Here is a 23,553-nt window from a genome sequence, read left to right on the forward strand (position 1 = left end):
CCATCGCATGAGTATCTCCAGCCAATTTCTTGCATCTAAGAGCAGCGTAATTCAAGATAAAGACGCTAGTTTACGACCCTTGGCAGCGAATGGTAATAAGGAGTTGATGAAGGCGAGAACGCTGGAATTAAGCGAGCAGATTGGCGAGTTTCAAAACATTCTTCATGCGCAGCAAAAGCATAAGTTATTGATCGTGCTGCAGGGTATGGATACCTCGGGAAAAGATGGAACCGTGAAAGTTGTGTTCGGTCGCACCAATCCTGCGGGCGTCCGGATTATCAGCTACAAGGCTCCCACCGCGCAGGAACTTGCACATGATTTCTTGTGGCGGATCCACCAGAATGTGCCAGCAGTTGGCGAGCTTACAGTCTTTAACCGAAGTCATTACGAAGACGTCTTGATCACCAAAGTGCATGGGCTGATTGACGAGTCCGAAGTACAAAGACGCTATCAACACATCAATGCATTTGAGAGAATGCTCGTTGAAACGGGCACAAGTATTTTGAAGTTCTTTCTGCATATCTCGAAAGACGAACAAAAAATGCGTTTGCAAGAGCGTTTGAACGACCCTAATAAACATTGGAAATTTGATGCGCAAGATCTGACCGAGCGTTCTTTATGGGATGCTTATCAAGATGCCTATCAAGGCGCGATTCGGGCTACGCATCATGAAGTCGCTCCATGGCATATTGTTCCCGCGAACTCGAAGACACAACGTAATTTAATCATTGCCGGGATCGTTGCCGAGAAACTAGCAGGTATGGATTTGAACTATCCACCTCCATATCCTGAGTATGCCAAAATCAAAGTGGAGTAGGGCTGGATTTGGCTTCATTTGTCGATGGATCTGAGTGACTCTAAGCGAGTGGATTTATTTATCCACAAAAAAAGAATAAGTATTTACGAATAGAAATTACTTGCGAGGAATTTAACTTCAAGAATAGTGTTTATATTCAGTAGCTTATAGAAGTAATTTAAATCATTCTCTATCTTGATGCCAGTAGGCACTACTTTATCCAAAAATTACCCACAAAGTTATCCACAGCCTGAGATGCATCGTCTTTAGGATGATCATCTATTCATCTTGGTCTCGACATGTCGAAATGTCGCAAAAAAACACAAAATGGGAACGTTTCCAAAAAAATGTTGACACTGATTTTTGTTGAATGCTATATTCCAAATCACAAATGGAAACGATTCCACAAAAGCGCGAGTTTTCAGTCAATTGACCTTATTTTCTGAAACTGCCTGTCAGCATCTTGAGTCAGCCGCTCAAATTGACGACGCAAAAATCTGCTTCAATGGAACAGAAATTTGTGACCGTGAGAAGTTTCGGTCGAATACCAAGAAAATTACTAGCAGTAAGTTGAAAAGCAAAAACGAAACACGTCACACGTACAGAAGTAAAATCAGTTCAACTACAGTAAAAAAATGGTGAGCAAATCACCAAGCGATATTTAATGAAAGCAGATAGCGCAAGTCGACTATCTCAATAAGGAGACAAAATGTTTCATCTGAAAACCAGCAAAACTCTCATGAGCGTTGCCGTAGCGGGCGCTTGTGGAATGATGAGTATGCATGTGCAAGCACAACAAGCCGCACCTGTAGAATCCAATAAAACAACTGAGCCTGCCAGCACGAAAAAAACTGATGGTAAAGAAACCGACAAAATTCAAGAAGTCAATGTCACGGCAACACGCTACTCCACCTCGCTATTGCGTACGCCTTTGGCGGTGACCGCATTCAATCAAGAGAGTTTGGCACGCATGGGTGTGACGAGTGCAAAAGATCTCGCGAATGAAATTCCTAATGTCACGATTGTTCAGTCAAACGACTCCGCGATTCAAGTGACAATACGCGGCATTACTTCAAGTAACACAACAGAGATCGGCGATCCAGCAGTGGGTTTCCACGTCGATGGTATGTATTCCCCACGTCCACAAGGCGCACAAGCCTTGATGTTTGACGTGGCGCAGGTCGAAGTTTTGCGTGGTCCGCAAGGAACGCTATTTGGTCGTAACTCGACTGGCGGTACGATCAATGTGATCTCTGCCAAGCCAGACTTTAAAGGTAATTACGGCAGAGCAGAAGTTGAACTCGGTAACTACAACAAGCGTCAGCTGCATGCTGTTCAAAACATTAAAGTGAGCGATGATTTTGCCTTGCGCGCTGCGATCATGAAAGTGACGCGTGATGGTTACGCGAATCAGATGCAAGATTTTAGTGAAGCCAACTTACCATCCAAGGGTTGGATTCCGGACGGTATTCCAGACAATATTCAACGTTGGAATCGCAAAGTAGATCCTAGCGATTACTACACTAATCAGAATTCTTGGGCTGCACGTTTAGCTGCTCTTTACAAAGTCAATAAAGATTGGAAGTTGCACGCAACCTACGAAGAATTTCAAGATTCCAGCGCTGGTGGTACTGCATTCAAGGATTGTGATTCAGTCGCGGGAACACGTTACGCTTGCCCAACGGGTTGGGGTCGCTTTGATCTGAAGATCAATGTGCCGGGTATGACCGATATGAAAATCCGCACTTTGCGTGCTGGATCCAACTGGAATATCAGTAATGATGCAAGTTTAGACTACAGCTTCGCGCTGGCTGACCAACGCCGTAGCCAATTGTATGATAATGACAAAGGCAATCAAAGCGCCTTACCGTTTCAGATCACGCAAGATCATCCACGCATCGCTGGTGGTAACAACTGGGGCACTTGGCCACTGTCTGACCAATACCAACAAACAGTCGATTCAAAATATGTCTCCACTGTGCATGAGCTGCAATTCAAACAACGTGTAGATAGTCTGCGTTATGTCGCAGGACTGTTTTGGATGCATGAAAAAAATCAGATCAACTATGAAGTTGTCGATCTCTATCGCGCGCCGGTTGGTTTAGCTTCGGGTGCTTTCTACGCACAGCCAAATCGTCAAGTGGATGCGAAAGCGGTCTTCGCGCAAGCGGATTGGGATTTCGTCCAAGATTGGACAGCGACAGCTGGCATTCGTTTTAGCTCCGACAGTAAAACCGATAAAGATGGTTTGAACCTCGGCGGTTGGTGGGGGCAAAAAGAATTCTATAACGGTGGCTACGATCCAGGCACACCAGGCACGCCGGGATATCGTCTACCGCAAGGGAATGATCTCAATTACGGTCCTGGTGGTAGTGCGGCCGCTTACCATTTGTATGGCACACCAAGTAAGAATGATCATAGCGAATCATGGCGTAAGCTGACCTGGCGTTTAGGTTTGCAAACACAAATCAACAAGAACGAAATGGCGTATGCCGCCTTGGCGACTGGCTATAAAGCGGGTGGCTTCGGCGATCGCACTTTAGCTTGCGGTGGCAGTGCAACGGATCCAGTTCAACGTGTATGTGCCGATGGCAAACCAAACACCGAGACCTTCTTACCGTACAAACCGGAGTTGGTGACGAACTTTGAACTTGGTTACAAGGGAAAATTCTTTGACAATACCTTGAGTTTGTCCGCTGTTGCCTTTGCGATGAATTATAAAGATCAGCAATTGACGGGCACTTACTTCGTCAGCAAATACAAAACACCTATACCATGCACCTCCGATCAACCGAAATGCGATGTGTACGAAACTTGGCGCACGATCAATGTCGGTAATACTAAGATTCGTGGATTGGAAGTCGAATGGGATTACAAACCTTGGCCGGGTGGTAAAGTTGGTGGTGCCTTCACGCTCTTAGATACCAAAATCCGCGACTATGGTTCTTACAGCGATGATTACAATTGTGATGCGCGTGTGGAATTTGGTCTGACACCATGCCCAGCACAATTCAATGGTCTCGGACCTGATAACGGTAAGCGTCTGTATGACGTAACCGACAATAGCTTACCGAATGCGCCAAAGAAAACGTTCATGCTGCACTTCTCACAGAAATTTGATTTGCCAAGTGGTTACTCGATTACGCCTTACATCAAATTGAACTGGCGTGATAAGGCTTACTTTGATGTCAGAAATGATGAATTCGCGCATATTGGCCGTTTCCAAAAGGCTTATACCTTAACGGATGCATCGGTGCGTCTCGATTCACCAGACGATGATTGGCATGCGGAATTGTTTGTTCGTAATGCGACAGATAGTAAAGCGGCTTATTGGCGCGGCAACGCTATCGGCGCACAAATGAACTATTCTCCAGTCGAGCCGCGGATGTTTGGTATTCGATTTGGTTTCAATTACTAAATTTAATTTTTATCGTATTCCTCGAGGGTGATTGAGTCTATGTGGTGCAAAGTTACACTTGCATTGCATAGACTCTTTTTTTCTTTCGCTTATGCAGAGTTCATTGCTAAAGAAGTGCGCTGCTCACGCCGCCATGAGAATATCTATTAGCCGTAAAAAATAAATGGAAAAGAAGATGAGAGAAAATCGCATTAAGGATATCGTTATAGTGGGGGGTGGCACCGCTGGCTGGATGAGCGCTGCTGCATTAGTGCAGTTACTGCCGAATGGATACAATTACCGTTTAGTGGAATCGGATCAAATCTCAACTATTGGCGTTGGCGAAGCGACGATTCCCAGCATTCGCAATTTCAATATGCATTTGGGGATAGATGAGAATGATTTCCTCAGAAATACCCAAGGCACATTCAAACTCGGTATTGAGTTCGTGAATTGGGGAATCAATCATAGCAAGTATTTTCATGGATTTGGCTCAGTGGGTCGTGATCAACCGACCGCGAATTTTTTCCATTACTGGCTCAAGCTCAATCAATTGGAGATGGTCGGCGGGCTAGAGCCGTATTCGATTAACACTGTCGCCAGCATGCTCGGCAAATTCAGTATTGGCAGACCTGATCTGCCGAATTCACCTTTATCCGATCTCTCTTATGCGTATCATTTTGATGCTGGTTTGTATGCCCGCTACCTACGTGCCTATGCTGAGCAGCGTGGTGTCAAACGTATTGAAGGAAAAATCGTACAAACCTTGCTGCGACAAGACGATGGATTTGTCGAAGCCTTAGTGATGGAGAACGGTGAAAAAATTAGCGCTGATTTCTTCATTGATTGCTCCGGCATGGTTGGCTTGCTAATCGAGAAAGCCTTACAAACAGGTTACGAAGATTGGAGCCATTGGCTGCCTTGCGATACCGCAATCGCAGTGCCTTGTGAGCTAGCGGGATCGGCACAGGCACACACCCGTTCAACTGCACATAGCGCGGGCTGGCAATGGCGTATTCCCTTGCAACATAGAATCGGCAACGGGCATGTGTTCTCCAGCCATTTTATGGATGCAGCACAGGCCCAAGACATTTTGATGAAGAATTTGGATGGCAAAGCTTTAGCCGAGCCGCGCCAAATCAAGTTCACCACGGGCAAACGTAAAAAGGCTTGGAATAAGAATGTGGTCGCAATTGGTTTATCGGGTGGTTTCATGGAACCTCTTGAATCGACTAGTATTCACATGGTGAAAACAGGCCTGATGCGCCTGATTAGCTTTTTCCCAGATAAAGACTTCGATCAAGTGGATATCGATAACTACAATCGATTAACGGATAAAGAATACGCCCAGATCCGTGACTTCTTGATTTTGCATTACAAAGTGAATCAACGTGATGATGCCGAATTTTGGCGCTATTGCCGCAATATGCCAGTGCCGGATAGTTTGCAGTTAAAGCTCGATCTGTTTGCAAGCAATGGACGTATCTTGCGCGAAAACGAAGAATTGTTTCCAGAAGATAGTTGGTTACAAGTCATGCACGGGCAGGGCATGCGTCCGCGTCGATACAATCCAGTGGTCGATCAACGTAGCAAAGAAGAAATCGCAGGTTTCCTGCACAATACACAAGCGGTGATCCGTAAGTGTGTCGATGCGATGCCAACGCATTTGGAGTATATTCGCGCGAATTGCATGGCCAAGCCTATGGTCTGACCATGTTTTTATGCGGCATTTGATTGGCGTTGAAGCCACCAACACTGACAAGTCTTGGTGGTTTTTTCTATCTAAGGGTTTATACCCACACTGGAACTTGCATCAGGCTTCCTAGTCGAAGTCGAGTGAAAGTAATATGGAAGTGATGAGAAGTCCTTTGCTCATAAGCGCTAAGCCCGAAGTTTCTTCGCACTCCTATCTTTCATACTTCCTACAACAAAAATAGAGGCAAGATCATGCAAGAATTCAAGAAAAAATTCAAACAACGCCCAGTAGGCATACTGACTTTGTGCATTCTGATTGGGTTTAGTCCCCTTAGTTTGGCGCAAGATGCCACAACAAAAAAGATTATTGAAATCGGTACCCAAGATCCACAGGTCATGACGTGGTTGGATATTTTGACTAATCGCTTTGGCGGACGCATGACAGGTAGCGACAATTACACGCATGCCGCGCGTTGGACACAAAGTCAGATGCAGCAATGGGGTATCGAGGCGAACCTAGAAGAAGCAGGGCAGCAGAGTTTAGGATTTAATCGCGGCCCTTGGTTTGGTAAGCTCGTCGCTCCAGTTGAAAAGCCGTTGCGTTTTGGTACCCCAAGCTACACCGCTGGCACTAAGGGCGTGCAACGCGGGCCAGCCGTTTTGGGGCCGGCAAATGAGACAGAAGCGCAAGCGCGTATGGCAGAGTTCAAAGGTGCTTGGGTCTTGATTGCCGGAGAAAGTCGCGGCATGGGACGCGATGGTCGAAAAGAATATAAACCTGATGCGGTCACTTTGAAGCTAATGGAAGCGGGCGCACTTGGTACTTTGCAAGCCGGAAAAGATCCTTTAACGCTACTTGATGCCAAACCAACGAGCTGGGATAAGTTACCGACCTTACCTGATATTAAACTTAGTGCAGGCCAATACCAAGAGATTCAGGAACAGATTAAGAAAGGTGAAAAGCCAGAATTGGAATTTGATATTCGCAATTGGTTTTTCCCTGGCCCAGTGCCGTTTCATAATGTTGTCGCACGAATTCAGGGGGTAGAAAAACCCGACGAGTACGTGATCATTGGTGCGCATCTCGATAGCTTTGATAGCGCAACTGGCGCCGTCGATGACGGTTCTGGAATGTCTCCAACAATAGAGGCGATGCGTCTGTTGGCAAAAGCTGGCGCAAAACCTAAGCGTAGTATCGTGATGCTAGCTTCGGCAGGGGAAGAGCTTGGTATTTTGGGTGCGGCAGCTTACGCTGAAAAACACGCAAAAAGTATGGATAAAGTTGTCATGATGCTGAATCGTGATGGTGCACCTGGAGCGATCTCAGGGATTACTGTTCCGACTGCATGGAAGGCGCCGTTTGAGCGTGTCGCAAAGAGTCTGCAAGGACAGTCCAATGAATTTGGTTTTGAAGTGAAAACCAGCGATTATCCACGCGTGCGTGCCGAAGCACTGTCTGGTACCGATGCGTCAGCCTTCTCCATGAAGGGCGTGCCTACGCCATCCGCAGCGAATAAGACAGATTTTGTGTATGGCCGAACTTGGCATACTTTGCTAGACACTTATAACGAAGTTGTTCCATATGCGAAAGCGCAACAACATTCCGCCATCGCAATCGCCCTGATGGCTTATGAAGTTGCGAATGCGCCAGAAAATTTAAGTCGTGAAGGCTATTATTTACCATCGGGCTTATATACCGAGTTAGTGACAAATCAAGGCAATGTCTTGCTTGAATTACGCCCAGAACTTGCACCAGCAAATGTCGCTCGTCTAGTCGGTCAGCTCGAATCCAATTTCAAACCACCTGCGTTCAATCCTGGCGCGGCACGACCAAGTACACCAGCTCCTCCGATTGGCCAGACAAAAATGGTCGATGGGAAATGGATCGTCAGTTTGAATGGAAAATGGCCTGATGCGGCACTCAACGATTCCGTGAAGACAACGCAGCCATCAAACGGGCATTCGCTGGCGATCAATGCACAAGGTCATTTATTGATTAGCGCTGCCGATGCCATATTGTCGCCAGAATTTATTGTGATTGGGAAGCTGATTGCAGGCCAAGATGCTTTGATGAAGTTAGACGCAGCTGGCGAGTTAAGGCAAATTCGCGTTATTCGCGTCGGTACTGATGCCAAAGCATTTCTTGGTGAAGGACAGCAGAAGAAATAAGTCTAAGATTTTTTAGCCATCGACCAAGCCCGCCAGAGACAAATGGCGGGCTTTTTTTTGAATTTGATTTTGCAATTCGCACCGAAATCAGAGTGACTGACGCATTAATCCTACCTACTGATCGCATTTTCCTAGAGTTAGAAGCGCACTTTCGAGAACATAAACATGTGTTGACCTGTTTCATCGATAGGAAAGCACAGGGTTTTTGAAACACTTTATCCAACTAACATTTTAGGATTTTATTTATGCGACATTACGCGAACTTGAACTTACTACCTCAATGGATTTTACGTGCGCTGATTGCGCTAGCCAGTTTGAGCTTAATTGCCTGCGGCAGTAGTGGTCATGTGGACGATCGCGGCAGCGAAGTGAAAGTCGATGGACACAAACTCGATAGCATCATTAATAAATCAGGGCGCTATAACGTGTATATCACCGGCACCAGTAATAACATCGTCATCGCCGAAAAAAATCAAGTCGGCAGAATTCGCGTTACGGGTGTTAATAATGATCTCAGCATACGCAGCGGTGCAACAGTGGAACAAATAGATCTGGAAGGCGAGGGAAATACTTTGTATATTCCAAAGGGGCTGGTTTCACGCATCACTAAGAGTGGAATTGGGAATAAAATTGTCGAGCGTTAATCTTGACAGTGTTGATGGTACGAGGCCGTGGACTTGATTACATGGCTTACCAGTAAAACCATCCTCTCTAGGATCGAGCCTATTGCTAATTTGATGAATTCAGCTGCAAAATTGTGGCACTAAATTTTTGCAGTTGATTAACCTAGAAACCTCAGTTGGACGAGTTCGAGTGTGCAATCGAATTCGTAGCGCCATCAACAAAATGGTGAACAGGAAAAACATCGAAAAAATGAATGTTCATGTGACTTTCAAGAGAGAATTAAGTGGTCAATTGAGGTTTCTAGCTTAAAGGTTTCTGATGTTGCGATATCTGGCTTTGCTGTTGGCGTGTCTATTTTTGATTTTGGCGATCATAGGAATCTTTTTGCCCGGATTGCCAACGGTGCCCTTTCTTTTATTGGCGGCTTGGTTTTCAGCACGTAGTTCTCCACGTTTGCACCAATGGCTGCATCGTCACCCGATCTTTGGCAAATTGCTGACAGATTGGGAAACCAATAAAAGCATTTCCAGAAAAAGTAAAATCATCGCTGTGCTGATGCTAATGTTGAGTTACGCGCTCATGCTGGTGCGTGTTGACAATAGTTGGATATTGATTAGCGTTGGCTTGCTATTCTTGCTTGTCGCAGTGTTTCTAGTCAGCCGACCTGAACCCCACCGAATTAGCTGACGTTTCAGTATTTTTGCAAAATCCACATTCTTCGAATTTATGAGCCGTTTCCGTAATTTACTCTTATTGTTTGCCTTATTAGCCCTCACCTCGTGTTCCAAAAAAGCAGAATTTAAGCCATTTATATCGAAGGACGGGCGGTTTGAAATTGCATCACCGACGTCGATGCAGTACAAGTCGCAATTAAGTCATTTCGAGAATGGCGAGGTCACCATGCATTCTTATGCTGGAGAGCGGGACGGTGTGGTGTACACCATCAATTATTTCGACATACCGAAAGTAATTAACGACGAATGGCGCCGTATCACCACTTCAGCTTACGAAATTCCCACGCTTCAAACGATGTTAGAGGCAAATGCTTGGGTTGCTGAAGATAGAAAAGGCGATGAAGTCAAAATATCTGAAACGGAAGTGGCACGTGGTGAACATTTCGCCGCGACGACAAAAGGCAAAACGCAGAACCTTTACATCCGGGTTTTGTGGATCGGAAATCGCTTTTATCAAGTGATGGTGGGCTATCCGCCTAAGCCATCTTATCAGCAAGAAATGGATGCAAAGAAATTTGTTTGGTCACTGAAGCTGCATTCCGCGATGCAAAATTAAACGGCGGTTTATTTTTTTGCAGTTCAGATATCGATTAATGCAATTCGTCGGTTTCTTTAAAGACCAATAAGAGAAAGAAAATATCATCGCTTTTCGTCAAGAATGGGATCGTCCATTTGTAAAAAACGAAAGGAAATGAAATGAAGCAACAAGCCATCACCCTCGCTGTATTCGCGCTAATCAGTTCACTTAGCGACGATCTCAAGGCGCAAAGCCCGGCGCAGCCGCAAACATCGATCGGCACACAAGCGGTGAAATCAGAAAACTTGGAACGCGTTCTGAATACCAAGTTAATTGAACAATTTTCACCGGGCTTGTCGGTAGCAGTCGTCGCTGATGGAAAAGTTGTTCTGTCTAAAGGCTTCGGAAAAACGCAAATCGGTGGCTCTGTTGCCATCACTCCCGATACCCCATTCTATATAGCATCAAGCACGAAATCTTTCACCGCCCATATTGCTTCGGATGTTGCCAAAACCAAGCCAATGTTGATGACAACACCAGTGCAAAAGCTCATGCCGACTTTACGCTTTCATCCTAGCGTGAAGGCAGACGAAGTGACGCTGGAACGCCTGCTGAATCACACGCACGGCATTAGCGGGGATGGCCCTGTGACTTATCGAACGGCATTCACTGGTGAATTTCAATCAACCCAAGAATTACTCAGTTTCTTGCCGCATCATCCAGCCTCTGTGGCTGGGAATAGTTTTGAATATTCAAATCTTGGTCCAGTACTGGCAGGGTATATCCTTGAGCACCTCACCGGAAAACCTTGGCAAAACTTAGTGGATGAAGAAATCTTTAAGCCGTTGAATATGCGCAATAGCGCGAATCGTTTGAGTCAGTTAACGCAAGGTGAAATTGCGCAAGGACATGAATTCTTTGGTGATGCTTTTAGTCTTAGCCCAGCGAAGAAAATCGATAAGAACATGCATGCCGCTGGCGGTACCTATAGCAGCGCAAATGATCTGGCGGCTTGGTTAGGCGTGCACCTGCAACAAGGAAGTTGGCAGGGAAAAACAATCTTTCCACCGGAACTAATCGCAGACGCTTGGAAGCAAACCGCCTCGCAAAATCGCATGGTGGCTGGAATGAAACGGGTTGGTTGGTCGTTAGGTTGGGATATCGCTGAATATAAAGGGCAAAAAATCTATCTGCGTCCAGGTGGTTTCACTGGCTATAGCGCACACATGTCGATGATGCCAGAACGTGGTCTTGGTGTTGTTGTACTGAGTAATGGCGGAACGCTCTCCGGCATGATGAACCAACATATCGTTGATGTGATCTACGCTAACTTGTTAAACGAACCTGATCACGATGCGCGACGAATCGACGCCGAGAATAAACTACAAGCAAATTACGCGAAAATGCTACAAGCACAACTCGCCGAGAAACAAAAACGCGCAGCACGTCAACAACCATTACCGCTGCCAATGACAACTTATGCAGGAAGCTTTGTGAACGAACTTGGTACCCTGCAATGCCAAATCAAAGACAATCAATTGGTGTTAAAGATGGGGATTGCAGAGGCAGTGACAGAAGTCTTTAAAGCCGATGAACATGCATTTAGAACTGAATTATTGGGACGCGGACAAATCCTCACTTATGTGATGAAAGACGGCCAAGTGACAGGGGTGAATTTGGGAGAGAAGTTCTTCCCCAAGAAAAATTAATCCTTACTTGGTGGCCTACAGATCATCTATTTTTCTGGTTTGATAATGTAAATTATAGTATTAAAATAAGAATCTCCCGGATTCTTATATTGATCTAGTCGGCACGTTTGCGTGTTGGGCTTAATTTGCTTCTTTAAGCGGATCGATGGGCGGGTCTGTGTGAGCAGATTCTGGAGGTTTATATAAATGGAGGCTTCAACGGATGAGTTCTGCGGCTAACTTTAAACTGATTTTGTCTGGCGTTGCTGAGATGCTAGTTGATCTTGGTTTTCGGCGAAAAGGCGCGTGGTTTACTAAGTGCCCGCCTGACTCAAAGTTTTTCATTTGTATTAATTTGAGAAAGATTCCGCAATTTGCGACGAAGCGAACAGTTTTTCAAATTGTCTCCTATGCTGGCATTCGACCGACAGAAGAGACAATTGCTATAAGCTCTTTAGATCAAGCCCTCACTTTAGCAAGCTTTGAGCATCATATAGTTGAAAACCAAATGGAAAAATTCTGGACCGTGTGGCCCTCATCCAATGTGGATGAGATGATTGAGACACTCAATACGCAAATTTGTGTGCACAGTATTGCTGCACTTGAAGAATTTTCTTCGAAATAAAGCCTATCTTTTTTTGTAGGGAACTGCTGATGAATACAGAAGAAATACCTAGTTACTGGGATGTGCTAGAACCAGTCTGGGGCAAGGCTGATATTCATAAAACGCCTGACATATTCTTGACCCAATTTAAGCAATTGCCACAAGCAGTCGGTGATTTATATGCCGCACACTGGCTGGTATCTGAAGTGGTGAATGGTGCATTCCCACAGTTTTTCTCGAACTCGACTGGTGTGTTAGCACCCGAGGCGCTTACTGCACTGAGAAGAATTGGGCTAGATGATGCTGCTGAGATCACAGAGGCGTGTATGACTTTTTTTGGTGAAGAATACCCACGTGACCGTGATACGCGGGCAAACATGATTGATTGGGTATGGGGTGAGAATTTATCTGAAGATGATGAATATAATCTCGATATCCTGCTTGATCTATCTGGACAATTTTTAGATGCTCTTGGCAAAGATCTGCAGGCATTTAATCTTGCCGCGGATGCTTATGCGCTTCGGTATCTGAATTCGCTGTGATAACTTCGTATAGTCGATCCAATAATTAACGTGCAAATGAACTATCCTTCGAAAAAAAGCATCGTCATCATCGCCGTATTTTTACTGATATTAATCCTTCCATTCGTCGTTATACACATTAAGTTTGTTTATCCAGTCGATTCATTCTGTCGCAATATTGAAAATGATGAGACGCGAGAACAAATTATATTAGCTGGAAAAGCAAAAGGTTTCTTTATATGGAAATGGCAAGAAGATGAAATGGTTTGGATCGTTAATCATAATGAAGGGCCTTTGTTCCGTGTCGCATGTTCAGTGCGATTTAAAGATGGAAAGCCTATACAAAAAGGGACCGTCTTTGCTGATTGAACGAATCGTTTATGATGCTTCCACACTTACCTCAAGGAACCACAATGCAAGTTCAAAAAATCGCAGCCTTTTCAGATGGTGATGTCGGCGGTAATCCCGCTGGTGTTTTGATTGCAGATCAATTTCCATCCGACACTGAGATGCAGAAAATCGCTGCTGATGTGGGATTTTCTGAGACGGCATTCGCCGTTCAAGCTGGCGCTGATTGGCGTGTGCGTTACTTTTCCCCAGAATCTGAAGTGCCATTTTGTGGTCATGCGACGATCGCGCTGGGCGCTGCGCTCGCAATGCAGCAGGGTGATGGCGTATTTTCTTTGCAGTTGAATCAAGCCAAAATTACAGTTGATGGCCATCGTGATGGCAGTACCATTTCTGCTGCCTTGCAATCGCCACCGACGCGCAGTGCCGCAGCATCTCCACAACTGATCGCTGAAGCGCTCGCGATGTTTGCTTATAGCGAGGCTGATCTTGATCCGCGTATTCCTCCCGCGCGTATTCATGGTGGTGCCGATCATTTAGTGCTTGCGCTGAACTCGCGACAGGCTTTAAGTGCGATGCGCTACGAATTATCAGTTGGTCGTGTATGGATGAATCGCGAAGCTCTGGTCACTATTCTTTTCGTATTTGCCGAGACCAATCAACTCTTCCACACTCGCAATGCGTTTGCTTCTGGCGGTGTGTTGGAAGATCCGGCAACAGGTGCGGCGAGTGCGGCATTTGCTGGCTATTTACGTGATCTTGCTTGGCCGCATGGCGGGCATATTGATATTGTTCAGGGGGAAGACATGGGAATGCGCTCTCGCATTGCCGCCGATATTGGTGCGGAACCAGGTGCATCGATTCGCGTTTCTGGTGCAGCGCGATTGATGACAACATCCATGTAATTTAGACTTCGTCCACCCTCACGAAGATAAAAGGAATGTGATTGATGCAGATAATTATTGCTACTGACATTCATGGCGTTACCGATGGCGTTCGTGCTTTATTCGGGAATTTTGATCAGCATCCATTGCGGTTTTTATCGCCATGGGATAGCGATGAAAATCCTTTTCCAAGTGAGCAAGAGGCCGTCAAGGCTTTTCATGCGGAGCAAGGTTTGCTTCGATATCAGCAAAAGATTGCCAAGGTCGCGGGCGATGCGCCTGCCTTGCTGATTGGCTTTAGCGTTGGCGCATCGGCACTGTGGCACTATGTTAGTAGCGATGAATGTCATCGTGATAGTTGCGCGGTTTTGTATTATGGCTCTCGCATTCGTGATCACTTGACGCTAGTTCCTCGTTGTAAAAGTTCTTTGATCTTCGCAGAACGTGAGAGCGCGTTTGCGCCGCATCTTATCGTCGATCAACTTCGCAGCTCGGATAGGGATTGCACACTGATCTCCGGCACGGCGCATGGATTCATGAATCCACATTCTCCCCATTTTGATTCCCAAGAAACGCAAAGCCAGCTGGATTATTTGCGTGCGATTTCCCAATCACTTTCCCAATCACTTTGATTATTGCTTAAGTCTAGCTGTCTGATATTGAAAAGCGCCACGGCTAGCTTGCTCAGCATGTTGCACTATCTGCCGTTTCGTTTGCAATTGCCAGAAAATCACTTACCATTACAAACTCTCGGCGCGGTGCAGATATTCGCGCAGTGGGTTTCTTTTCTTTATTCATCGGATATTTATGTCAGACAAAATCAAACACGATAAATTGCCCATACCCGTTGCTGTGATTGCCGATGCTGCGAAAGACACCGCAAAACTGATGGCTGCCGACGGTGAATTAAGAAAAGGCTATGGCATCGTCAGTGGCGTTTGGGCCTTGGGCTTGGCAATTCTGTGTTTGCTTGGCGTGCTGGCGTTTCATTTTCCGCAGTATTTGACGACACCAGAGTTACGCCGTCAATATTCCCCTGATTTAATTCGTCACTTGATGTTCGCTGCCTTGGTGTTGTCTGGATCGATTAGCTTGGTGAATTTGATTTTGAATCGCGCCCGTAGCATCAATGCGGTCGCGGGTTTGCTGGTGTTGATTAGTGTCATCTTAGGTGGATCGCACGTGCCAGTGGACGACTTTCCCGACCACACACCTTACATCGGTTTAGATTGGTTTATTCTCGATTTGTTGGGTTCAACTTTGATTTTTGTCGGCTTAGAAAAACTCTTTCCTCTGTATCGCGGACAACCGATTTTTAGAAAAGAATGGCAGACCGATTTGGTGCATTTCGCCGTCAATCATTTCATCATTGGTTTAGCGCTGTTGACGGTCAACTTTTTGATACATAAGATTTTTGGTTGGATTGCGATCCCTGCTTTGCAAGAACTGGTACAGGCCATTCCCTTCCTTTTACAGTTATTGCTATGTATTTTGGTGGCAGATTTAGCGCAGTATTGGACGCATCGTGCTTATCATGAAGTGCCGTTTCTATGGCGTTTCCATGCCGTGCATCACAGTACCAAAACCATGGATTGGTTGGCCGGATCGCGCATGCATATGTTAGAACTGATCGCCACCCGTGTTTTGGTGCTGGGTAGTTTATATGTTTTAGGTTTTGAAAAGACCGTGATGGATGTATATATCATCGTGGTGGGTTTCCAAGCGGTGTTTAATCACGCCAACGTCCATCTGCCTTGGGGGCCATTGAAGTATTTGATCGTGACGCCTGATTTTCACCACTGGCATCATTCATCCGACGAGATCGCGATTGATAAGAATTATGCGGCGCACTTCTCATTCATCGATTATGTGTTTGGAACGGCGATCAAAGGGCAGACGGGCTTCCCCAAAAACTATGGCGTCTTTGGTGATTACATGCCAGAAGGATTTACGGCGCAGCAAAGTTTTCCTTTCCACGTTGATCCTTATCGCGCTGGCACGGCCGCACGTCTGCGTTCCCAACGGCGTAAACGCGATGCGGTTAAAGGTGGCAGCACAAGAGCGAACGATCAAGAATGAACCCGCTAGAATTTGAAAGCGAAGTAATTGCCATGCAAACCAACCCTATGCTGCAACAACTAAATTTTTTGCGTGAAATTGATCGCTTGAAGTCCGTGATCCGACAATCACCCTTGCTAGACCAAAGTCGCAAAGAAAATAGTGCAGAACATTCCTGGCATTTGGCAATGTATGCCTTGCTTTTACACGATCATGCAGCGAGTACAGTGAATATCGAGCGCGTCATCAAAATGCTGTTGATTCACGATATCGTCGAAGTGGATGTTGGGGATACGCCAATTCATAGCGGCGCGTCCGCACAAGATCAGGCGCAACAAGAATGTTTGGCCGCAGAACGTCTATTTGGCCTGCTGCCACAAGCGCAAGCTGCCGACTTACTCGCACTGTGGCACGAGTTTGAAGCCGCGAATAGCGAAGATGCGAAGTTCGCCAAAGCGCTTGATCGCGTGCAACCATTATTAATCAACGTTGCAACCGACGGCGGCACTTGGACTGAAAATAATGTCAGTTTAGAGATGGTGCTACAACGCTATGGCCCCACAATCGAACGTGGTTCACCTGCTTTGTGGTCGCATTGTGAGCAAATGGCTAGAGAGTATTTTGGTCGTACATGACCTCAATGGCGATCGGCGACAACAATCAAATTAGATAACACTAATAATGATGCAATTAATTTTTACCAAAGGTTCCGGCAAATACGATCAAATGGAAGTCGTACGCGACGGCGTATCCGTTGAGAGTATCGCCTGCCCAAAGCAAGGCATTATTCCGCATGACATGGTGCACTACGGCGTCGAGAGCACTTTGCACAAACGTGGTTTTGTGAATCGGATTTTGCATGGCGAAGCCGCCTCGTTTCAAATGGAAGCCGATGCCGAAAGTGACGGCGTAGAGCGCTTGGTGGAAGTGTTTCAGGCAGACGGTTGGTCAGGCTGGACTAGTGCTTCGACAGACATGTTAGACCTCTATCAAGTGACATGTGATGCGCGGCAATGCGCGCCTTTGGCATTAGATGAAGAGGATATTGAAGCCGTGCGCAACAAACTGCTAGAACTCAGTGCGCAATGGCAGGCGGTTTCTGTCGGTGGTAGTTTGGTTTTAGCGTTTGTGTAAATCGAATTTGTTAGGATGAGCCATGCGCGATCATCAAACCAGTCAAAAACGTACTAGCTCGCTTGTTTTGCTATTGTGCCCGATCCCTTTTTTGCTGGGTTGTTTGATGATGGTTGCTGCCTTTTGGCAAAATGACGCGGACTATGTATTTGCCCAGGTAAAAACAGTTGATGCGACTTTGGTCGATGTAGGGCCACCACATTCATCACGCGGCAGACCACGCTTCTACCCAAGCTTTCGACTCTCAGATGGACAAATTTTAAAGCTGGAAAATGCGATGGTCGCAGATGAAATCCCGCCCGCCAATCAAACTGTGCAATTGCGTTGTAGCCTACGCAAACCACATCATTGTAAGACACCAGCAAGCCCAGATATTGATCCGGTTTTCTATGCGATTGCGGCGTTGTGGATGGCTTTAACGCTGGTGATTACAGTGGCGATGTGGCGAACTTTGTATTCTCGCTTGCGTACACCTGCAAGCTAAATGGTCAGACTAAGCACACTAAGCAAATCAAACAAACCGAATAAAATTAGAGGAGAGAGCGATGGAACATAAAGTATCCGACATCGGCCAGATCGCCATCATGGTCAGTGATGTTTCGCAGGCCTTAGTGTTTTACCGTGACGTGCTTGGTCTAGAATTTTTATTCAGCCCCGCCCCGACCTTAGCATTTTTGCGAGCTGGCTCGGTGCGAATTATGCTCAGTACACCGCAAGGTGCAGGCGCTGTCGGCGCTAATTCCGTGTTGTATTTCAAAGTGAACGAGATAGAAAACGTCTTCACCACAATCGTCGAACGCGGCGCTCAAGTAGAACGCCCACCGCAATTAGCTGCACAAATGCCCGATCACGCGCTATGGATAGGATTTGTACGTGATCTGGATGGAAATCTAGTTGGCTTGATGGAAGAGAAGCGGTGAGCATTTGAAATCTGTCGTTCGTGTACGCAGTTTTCTTAAATTTACCTACACTTTTTGTCAGCTTGTTTAAATCAAGTAGCTGTGGGGTATAAGAAAATTTGGTTAGGCCTTATGCGGGTTTCCAGAGGGGCGAAACAAATTGCTAAATTTTTGTTGGCCGGTTATCTTTGCAACTTGTTAAATTAAATCGCATTAGCCTCATGGGAGTATGAGTTGAGCCTCAAGGATTTTATACCGTATATAGCCTTAGCTGTTTCACTTACCGCTCTGTACTTTGTGATTAGGAATTATTGGCGAAAATCTGGGACGCATATCAAAGGGCAGTTTTGTATTACTTCAAGCGCATACGCTGAAGACAAATACGTTAGTAGCGTCACGTTAGAGAATTTCAAAGATAGGTCAGTAATCATATTCAAGGTTTTTCTACGGATTGGGGCAAACTATTACATAGAACTTGATGATTTCGAACATGAACCAAAAATTCTAAAACCATATGAGTCATATACGAATCACTATGGGCCCGTGGATTTCTACTGCGTGAGCATGAACCGAATTAAGCTCAACAAGCTTCTTGGTTCGAAAAAGGTCAAGAAGAGCCTAGTTCTATCTACTTCTCACGGGAAATATGTGGTGAAGGAATGGATAAATAGATGGGATCCCGTGTATGACTTCTTCAAGAACCACATGACGGTTTCGGTCATACCAATGCGTCCCACCGAAGGCACGGGATACTACGGCTCAGATGTGAAGTACTTGGCGAAGCTGCGCACCGAGGATGGATACAATAAAACAATTCCTGTGTATCCCACCGATGATAACTATCCTAGATTTGAGAGGTTCAGGCTTACTCAAGAGTCTCTTTCTTCGCGGGAGAATCTTGAAAACTTCCTAACTGAGCAAGCTATAAATGGAAATCTCAAATGCATTGATGTTGAGGTCATTGATGCCGATCAACTTAGGAAGAAAACTTATGGTCATGACTTCGAGGAGTCATTTGAAGCGGAACACTATAGCTGGATTTCCTACATTGTTATTGGAAAATTCTTAACTGCATGGAGCAATATTCGTCTCTACTTCATCAACCAGAAACACAAAAAGGCTAGCAAAGCATTGCACCGGACAAGACTGTGAATGCAGTGTCAAATACAATGAATCCTGAACGCGTAATTGCTATTTGTGCTGGACTGATCTCTTTAGTGTTAATCACGGCCATCCCAAGTTCATTAGCGGAATATTCACTGGGAAGTAGAGCAGAGGGATGGCAGGAAACCTATGGTCGCGTTATAAAGCGTAGTGACATTAGTTTGCCCATATTCAAATGTCTTATTTGTCAAACAGGGTATTCGCTTATTGAATATCAGTACGCAGACCGTAGCGGAAAAGTTTTGACGGGTTTAGCACAAGCGCCAAAAGCTTCACATATTTACACGGGAGCAAGCATCGCGCTCAAGGTCAACCCTGAGGATCAGACCGAATCTCTTCCAGTTGATTCGATGTCGGAATACAAAACGGCGAACGGGTTTACAGCGCTGTTCTCACTACTCGCTGCTTTAGGGCTTTTATATGCCGCGCAGAGGTTTTGGCGGCGGGATATCAAACTAAATGCAAAAACCGTTGACTGAAATAATTTACGCGATAGTGATTCTTAAAGTTTAATGTCAAAAGATTCTATGACTAAACAAAAAATCGTCGCATTGAGTTTTCTCGTCTTGGGGTTTCTTTTTCTTTGTTTTGGTATCGCTCAATCCTTTGTTAGCGATATTTCTGCTTCAGGGCGGTGGGGAACACAAGCTTTCTATCTAACTTTAAAGCATTTTTTTGGTTCTTATGCAGTCTATGTGAACGCCTCGATTTGGCTGATTTGTGGGGGATTATTAATCGGTTCTGCCATAAAAGATTTGCGAGCATGCCCAACTAATCCTGCCAATCAAGAGCCCAACAAAAAGACAGCGGCACTTGGACGACTTCGAAATCGGATTTCTCGAAAAAAAAGAAAACAGGATGGTGTATAACGAACGCTTTCGTTTCTATCGCTATCATGAAGAACATTATTTCAAATGGCATAAAGACGGCACTTTCATCCGTAGCGATACGGAAGAAAGCATGCTCACGTTTCTCATTTATCTTAGCGATGATTTTGAACAAGGACAGACCGAATTTCCTTGGGAAAAAATACAACCGAAAGCTGGTATGGCTTTAGTCTTTCCTCACAGGCTAAGTCATCGAGCAAATAATGTGGTCAATGGCACCAAGTATGTTTTACGCACAGATGTGATGTACCGCGAAATTGAGTAACAGTAAGTAGGCGTTTGTACACTTGAGAGCTATCAAGTTTTACGGCTTTGCCCAACATTCTGGGGATGTCATTGTTACCGTATAGATGACAGTATTATTTAGAAAATTTTCGCGCGTAGCTTCCTTAAAATCGGCTGTAGTTTTTGTTGGGTTGATTAACCAAGTTCTTGCCGGAATCAAGCTAATTTATCCAAGTCTGACGCGGGTTTCCAGATAGTTGAAACAAATTGCCAATTTTTTGATGGTCGGTTATCTTTGCAATTTGTTAAATTCAATTGCGCAGAGGCCACTATGGATATACTTGAGCACAACAGAAAGGCTTGGAACCGAGAGTCGGCCGAAGGTGGTGAGTGGTCTCTCCCGGTAGATTCATCCCTTGTACAGAACGCTAAGGCTGGACGCTGGGAAGTGATTCTTACGCCAAACAAACCTGTTCCTCCTCGTTGGTTCGGCGAACTTTCAGGTAAGAAGGTTTTGTGCTTGGCGTCAGGCGGCGGTCAGCAGGCTCCCATTTTGGCCGCTGCTGGTGCCCAGGTGGTGAGTTTTGATCTTTCAGAGGTGCAATTGGAGAAAGACCGATTGGTTTCTGACCGCGATGGTCTTGGTATTCAGTGTATTCGAGGCGATATGGCGAACTTATCAGTCTTTCCGGATGCAGAATTTGATTTGATCTTTCATCCCGTTTCAAATGTATTTGTCCCGAATGTAGCACCAGTTTGGCGCGAGTGCTATCGCGTACTTAAATCTGGCGGCAGCCTGCTAGCTGGGTTTATGAATCCGGCATTTTTTCTATTTGATCACGATTCGGAATCCAACACGCTGACGGTGAAGTTTAAGCTTCCTTATCGGGAGCCGGAAAGCTTGTCTGAGGCAGGACGAGTGGCAGTAGAAAAGGGAGGGCGTGCCCTTGAGTTCGGCCACACCTTGGAGTCACAGATCGGTGGGCAACTTTCGGCGGGCTTTATTTTGCGTGATTTGTACGAGGATTATTGGAGTGATGAGGCAACACCATTAAACGCATACAGCCCCACATCTATCGCAACTTGGGCAGAGAAACGTGACTTCTAACGAGTGTTCAAAGAGACGCTCCGCTTTGCTTTACGTGAGGTATTAAGGAATCATGCGTGAATTCATTGAGCAGACAGTGTGATTTGGCGTTATTTAAGAAGGCCCTTCACTTCCACCCGAACATAGGTTTCGAGTTGACGGAAATAATGATGAAGATGTTGGGTATGACGATACAGTATTAGGTACATAAGTGTCCGGTGAATTGAGTCACTAGGATACTCAACTTTCTCAAAAATCATCTGTACTTTTTGTCGATTTTTTAAACCACCTTCTTGCTAGATATAAGCAAATTCAGCTAAGCCTGATGCGGGTTTCCAGAGGGGAGAAACAAATTGCCAAATTTGGGGTGGTCGGTTATCTTAGCAACTTGTTAAATTGTTTTCGATTCCTCCAATTCATCCCATGACTCACATAGCGGAGCAATACGTCGTGAACACAGCGGAACAATTGGCCTCGCTTTTCGGCGAGGTTGGTGAGGCCTCGTTGAAAAAGGAGGTTTCGTTCGTGCATCCGCACTATCGGGCACTCATTGAAGCATCTCCGTTCGCCGTGTTGGCAACGAGTGGTCCTGATGGGCTAGATACTTCACCCCGTGGTGATCCTCCCGGTTTCGTGATCGTCCAAGATGAACACACCTTGCTAATACCCGAACGCAGAGGTAACAACCGCGTCGATAGCTTGCGAAACATACTCACTGATCCACGGGTCGCTTTGCTGTTCCTCATTCCTGGAGTAGGCGAAACATTGCGCGTTAACGGTCGCGCTAGAATTACTACAGACCCTGATCTACTACAACGCTTTTCAATGGAAGGCAATTTGCCCAAGTGTGTGCTTATCGTCAAAGTCGAGACTGTCTTCTTTCAGTGCGCGAGGGCAATTCAACGTTCAAAGTTGTGGCAACCTATTGCACCAAACGCCAAGCCCCGTGCCCCAAGCGCTGGCACGATGTTGGCTGCTCTCACAAATGAACAAATCGACGGGGAGAAGTACGATCGTGAACTACCTTCAAGACAATGGGCTACGCTCTACTAAGCTTATTGGCACCGTGGGGAAAAAAGGCGTCTAAGCCTATAGTCGTTGTGGTTTCACATTCAACTAACACTTATTTCAAGGAGAAAAGAATGCAAATTACTGAGATGATTGAAGCAGTTCAAAAGAAGCTGAAAATCGAAGTCGACGGTAAGGCGGGTACCGAGACTTGGAGTGCGATTTATGCGGCGATTGTTAAGCCATCGATTAACGGGATAGATCCTAGTTTTGCCATCTCCAAAGTTGATGATCGGAGCGAACGGAACATCGCTACCTTACTTCCCGAAGTTCAACCCCTAGCGCGCGCATTGGTTCAAAAAGCGGCGGCAAATGGCATCACCATAAAAATAATCAGCGGACTTCGAACCTACGCCGAACAAGATGCACTTTATGCTCAAGGCCGAACTTCCCCAGGAAACAAGGTTACAAAAGCACGCGGCGGCTATTCAAACCACAATTTTGGGATTGCATTTGACGTTGGCGTTTTTTCTGGCAACAGCTATCTGCCAGAATCACCTAAGTACAAGGCTGTCGGCGTACTCGGAATGGATTTAGGCCTCGAGTGGGGTGGAAACTGGACAACGATCGTTGATCAGCCACATTTTCAACTACGACCAAGTTGGGCTGCAAACATGAGCGAACGAGATATGCTGGCCGAATTGCGAAATCGCACGGCTACTAATTCGCCAATTTTCGCGTAGTGTGACCCCTAAGCTTTTGTCGCGATTGCTTCATTTTTGTGGAAGCCAGGATCTAACGATGGGGGAGGGAACTTTCCTTTCCCTTATTTTGAGATCGATACAAGGATGGGAATTGTAGGCGAGTCAGACGGAGAGTCGGTTGGCTTGATGGAGAGCGGAACTGCCTGCTGAAAAGTGTCCTTCGCGTACTCATTATTCTTAAAAATCATCTGCACTTTTTGTCGGTTTGTTTAAACCGAGTCTTTACAGAGCATAAGTAAATTCAGCTAAGCCTGATGCGGGTTTCCAAAGGGTAGAAACAAATTGCCAAATTTTTTATAGTCGTTTATCTTTGCAACTTGTCAAATTAAATCGCGTTATGTCTATTAGGA

General features: G+C 45.7%; 25 protein-coding genes. All 25 read left to right on the forward strand.

What is annotated here, in order from left to right:
- Nucleotides 1-7 precede the first annotated feature (7 nt).
- A complete protein-coding gene (locus H8K33_RS13325) occupies nucleotides 8-817 on the forward strand; it encodes a PPK2 family polyphosphate kinase (RefSeq protein WP_186891527.1) in 810 nt (269 codons plus the stop codon).
- A gap of 688 nt (nucleotides 818-1,505) precedes the next feature.
- On the forward strand, nucleotides 1,506-4,214 hold the full coding sequence (locus H8K33_RS13330; protein WP_186891528.1) for a TonB-dependent receptor: 2,709 nt from the start codon (nucleotides 1,506-1,508) through the stop codon (nucleotides 4,212-4,214).
- A gap of 175 nt (nucleotides 4,215-4,389) precedes the next feature.
- Complete coding sequence (locus H8K33_RS13335; RefSeq protein WP_186891529.1) at nucleotides 4,390-5,904, forward strand: tryptophan halogenase family protein; 1,515 nt, start codon at nucleotides 4,390-4,392, stop codon at nucleotides 5,902-5,904.
- A 236-nt stretch (nucleotides 5,905-6,140) separates the two neighbouring features.
- Nucleotides 6,141-8,057, forward strand: coding sequence for a M28 family peptidase (locus tag H8K33_RS13340; protein ID WP_186891530.1), 1,917 nt, complete (start codon nucleotides 6,141-6,143; stop codon nucleotides 8,055-8,057).
- A 245-nt stretch (nucleotides 8,058-8,302) separates the two neighbouring features.
- Complete coding sequence (locus tag H8K33_RS13345; RefSeq protein ID WP_186891531.1) at nucleotides 8,303-8,701, forward strand: hypothetical protein; 399 nt, start codon at nucleotides 8,303-8,305, stop codon at nucleotides 8,699-8,701.
- Between the two features lie 298 nt (nucleotides 8,702-8,999).
- The gene (locus H8K33_RS13350; RefSeq protein WP_186891532.1) at nucleotides 9,000-9,368 is read left to right on the forward strand and encodes a YbaN family protein; all 369 of its coding nucleotides are present in this window, start codon (nucleotides 9,000-9,002) and stop codon (nucleotides 9,366-9,368) included.
- A gap of 39 nt (nucleotides 9,369-9,407) precedes the next feature.
- Nucleotides 9,408-9,971, forward strand: coding sequence for a hypothetical protein (locus H8K33_RS13355; RefSeq protein ID WP_186891533.1), 564 nt, complete (start codon nucleotides 9,408-9,410; stop codon nucleotides 9,969-9,971).
- A gap of 140 nt (nucleotides 9,972-10,111) precedes the next feature.
- Nucleotides 10,112-11,641, forward strand: a complete 1,530-nt coding sequence (locus tag H8K33_RS13360; protein ID WP_186891534.1) for a serine hydrolase domain-containing protein — start codon at nucleotides 10,112-10,114, stop codon at nucleotides 11,639-11,641.
- A 202-nt stretch (nucleotides 11,642-11,843) separates the two neighbouring features.
- The gene (locus H8K33_RS13365) at nucleotides 11,844-12,245 is read left to right on the forward strand and encodes a hypothetical protein (protein WP_186891535.1); all 402 of its coding nucleotides are present in this window, start codon (nucleotides 11,844-11,846) and stop codon (nucleotides 12,243-12,245) included.
- Between the two features lie 29 nt (nucleotides 12,246-12,274).
- Nucleotides 12,275-12,766, forward strand: coding sequence for a DMP19 family protein (locus H8K33_RS13370; RefSeq protein WP_186891536.1), 492 nt, complete (start codon nucleotides 12,275-12,277; stop codon nucleotides 12,764-12,766).
- Between the two features lie 36 nt (nucleotides 12,767-12,802).
- The gene (locus tag H8K33_RS13375) at nucleotides 12,803-13,114 is read left to right on the forward strand and encodes a hypothetical protein (protein ID WP_186891537.1); all 312 of its coding nucleotides are present in this window, start codon (nucleotides 12,803-12,805) and stop codon (nucleotides 13,112-13,114) included.
- A gap of 44 nt (nucleotides 13,115-13,158) precedes the next feature.
- Nucleotides 13,159-13,998, forward strand: a complete 840-nt coding sequence (locus H8K33_RS13380) for a PhzF family phenazine biosynthesis protein (protein ID WP_186891538.1) — start codon at nucleotides 13,159-13,161, stop codon at nucleotides 13,996-13,998.
- A gap of 44 nt (nucleotides 13,999-14,042) precedes the next feature.
- A complete protein-coding gene (locus H8K33_RS13385; RefSeq protein ID WP_186891539.1) occupies nucleotides 14,043-14,609 on the forward strand; it encodes a dienelactone hydrolase family protein in 567 nt (188 codons plus the stop codon).
- 175 nt (nucleotides 14,610-14,784) lie between these two features.
- Complete coding sequence (locus tag H8K33_RS13390) at nucleotides 14,785-16,056, forward strand: sterol desaturase family protein (protein ID WP_186891540.1); 1,272 nt, start codon at nucleotides 14,785-14,787, stop codon at nucleotides 16,054-16,056.
- A gap of 32 nt (nucleotides 16,057-16,088) precedes the next feature.
- Nucleotides 16,089-16,670 (forward strand): HD domain-containing protein, encoded by a 582-nt coding sequence (locus H8K33_RS13395; RefSeq protein WP_186891541.1) that lies wholly within the window; start codon nucleotides 16,089-16,091, stop codon nucleotides 16,668-16,670.
- A gap of 46 nt (nucleotides 16,671-16,716) precedes the next feature.
- Nucleotides 16,717-17,169, forward strand: coding sequence for a hypothetical protein (locus H8K33_RS13400; RefSeq protein ID WP_246443596.1), 453 nt, complete (start codon nucleotides 16,717-16,719; stop codon nucleotides 17,167-17,169).
- A 22-nt stretch (nucleotides 17,170-17,191) separates the two neighbouring features.
- Nucleotides 17,192-17,653, forward strand: coding sequence for a hypothetical protein (locus H8K33_RS13405; RefSeq protein ID WP_186891543.1), 462 nt, complete (start codon nucleotides 17,192-17,194; stop codon nucleotides 17,651-17,653).
- Between the two features lie 61 nt (nucleotides 17,654-17,714).
- A complete protein-coding gene (locus H8K33_RS13410) occupies nucleotides 17,715-18,089 on the forward strand; it encodes a VOC family protein (protein WP_186891544.1) in 375 nt (124 codons plus the stop codon).
- A gap of 213 nt (nucleotides 18,090-18,302) precedes the next feature.
- Nucleotides 18,303-19,220: a hypothetical protein gene (locus H8K33_RS13415; RefSeq protein WP_186891545.1), complete on the forward strand. Its 918-nt coding sequence runs from the start codon at nucleotides 18,303-18,305 to the stop codon at nucleotides 19,218-19,220.
- On the forward strand, nucleotides 19,217-19,711 hold the full coding sequence (locus tag H8K33_RS13420) for a hypothetical protein (RefSeq protein WP_186891546.1): 495 nt from the start codon (nucleotides 19,217-19,219) through the stop codon (nucleotides 19,709-19,711). Before H8K33_RS13415 ends, H8K33_RS13420 begins: the two co-directional genes overlap by 4 nt.
- A gap of 48 nt (nucleotides 19,712-19,759) precedes the next feature.
- Entirely contained in the window at nucleotides 19,760-20,101 is a 342-nt protein-coding gene (locus H8K33_RS13425) for a hypothetical protein (RefSeq protein ID WP_186891547.1), read from the forward strand.
- Nucleotides 20,091-20,384, forward strand: a complete 294-nt coding sequence (locus tag H8K33_RS13430; protein ID WP_186891548.1) for a 2OG-Fe(II) oxygenase — start codon at nucleotides 20,091-20,093, stop codon at nucleotides 20,382-20,384. The genes H8K33_RS13425 and H8K33_RS13430 overlap by 11 nt, the downstream gene beginning before the upstream one ends.
- 408 nt (nucleotides 20,385-20,792) lie before the next feature.
- Complete coding sequence (locus tag H8K33_RS13435; protein ID WP_222613418.1) at nucleotides 20,793-21,452, forward strand: class I SAM-dependent methyltransferase; 660 nt, start codon at nucleotides 20,793-20,795, stop codon at nucleotides 21,450-21,452.
- A gap of 402 nt (nucleotides 21,453-21,854) precedes the next feature.
- On the forward strand, nucleotides 21,855-22,484 hold the full coding sequence (locus H8K33_RS13440) for a pyridoxamine 5'-phosphate oxidase family protein (RefSeq protein WP_186891550.1): 630 nt from the start codon (nucleotides 21,855-21,857) through the stop codon (nucleotides 22,482-22,484).
- A gap of 89 nt (nucleotides 22,485-22,573) precedes the next feature.
- Nucleotides 22,574-23,182: a M15 family metallopeptidase gene (locus H8K33_RS13445; protein ID WP_186891551.1), complete on the forward strand. Its 609-nt coding sequence runs from the start codon at nucleotides 22,574-22,576 to the stop codon at nucleotides 23,180-23,182.
- The last annotated feature ends 371 nt before the right edge of the window (nucleotides 23,183-23,553 follow it).

The sequence above is a fragment of the Affinundibacterium amnicola genome (assembly GCF_014284275.1).
In the GTDB taxonomy this organism is placed as follows: Bacteria; Pseudomonadota; Gammaproteobacteria; order Burkholderiales; family Burkholderiaceae_D; genus Undibacterium; species Undibacterium amnicola.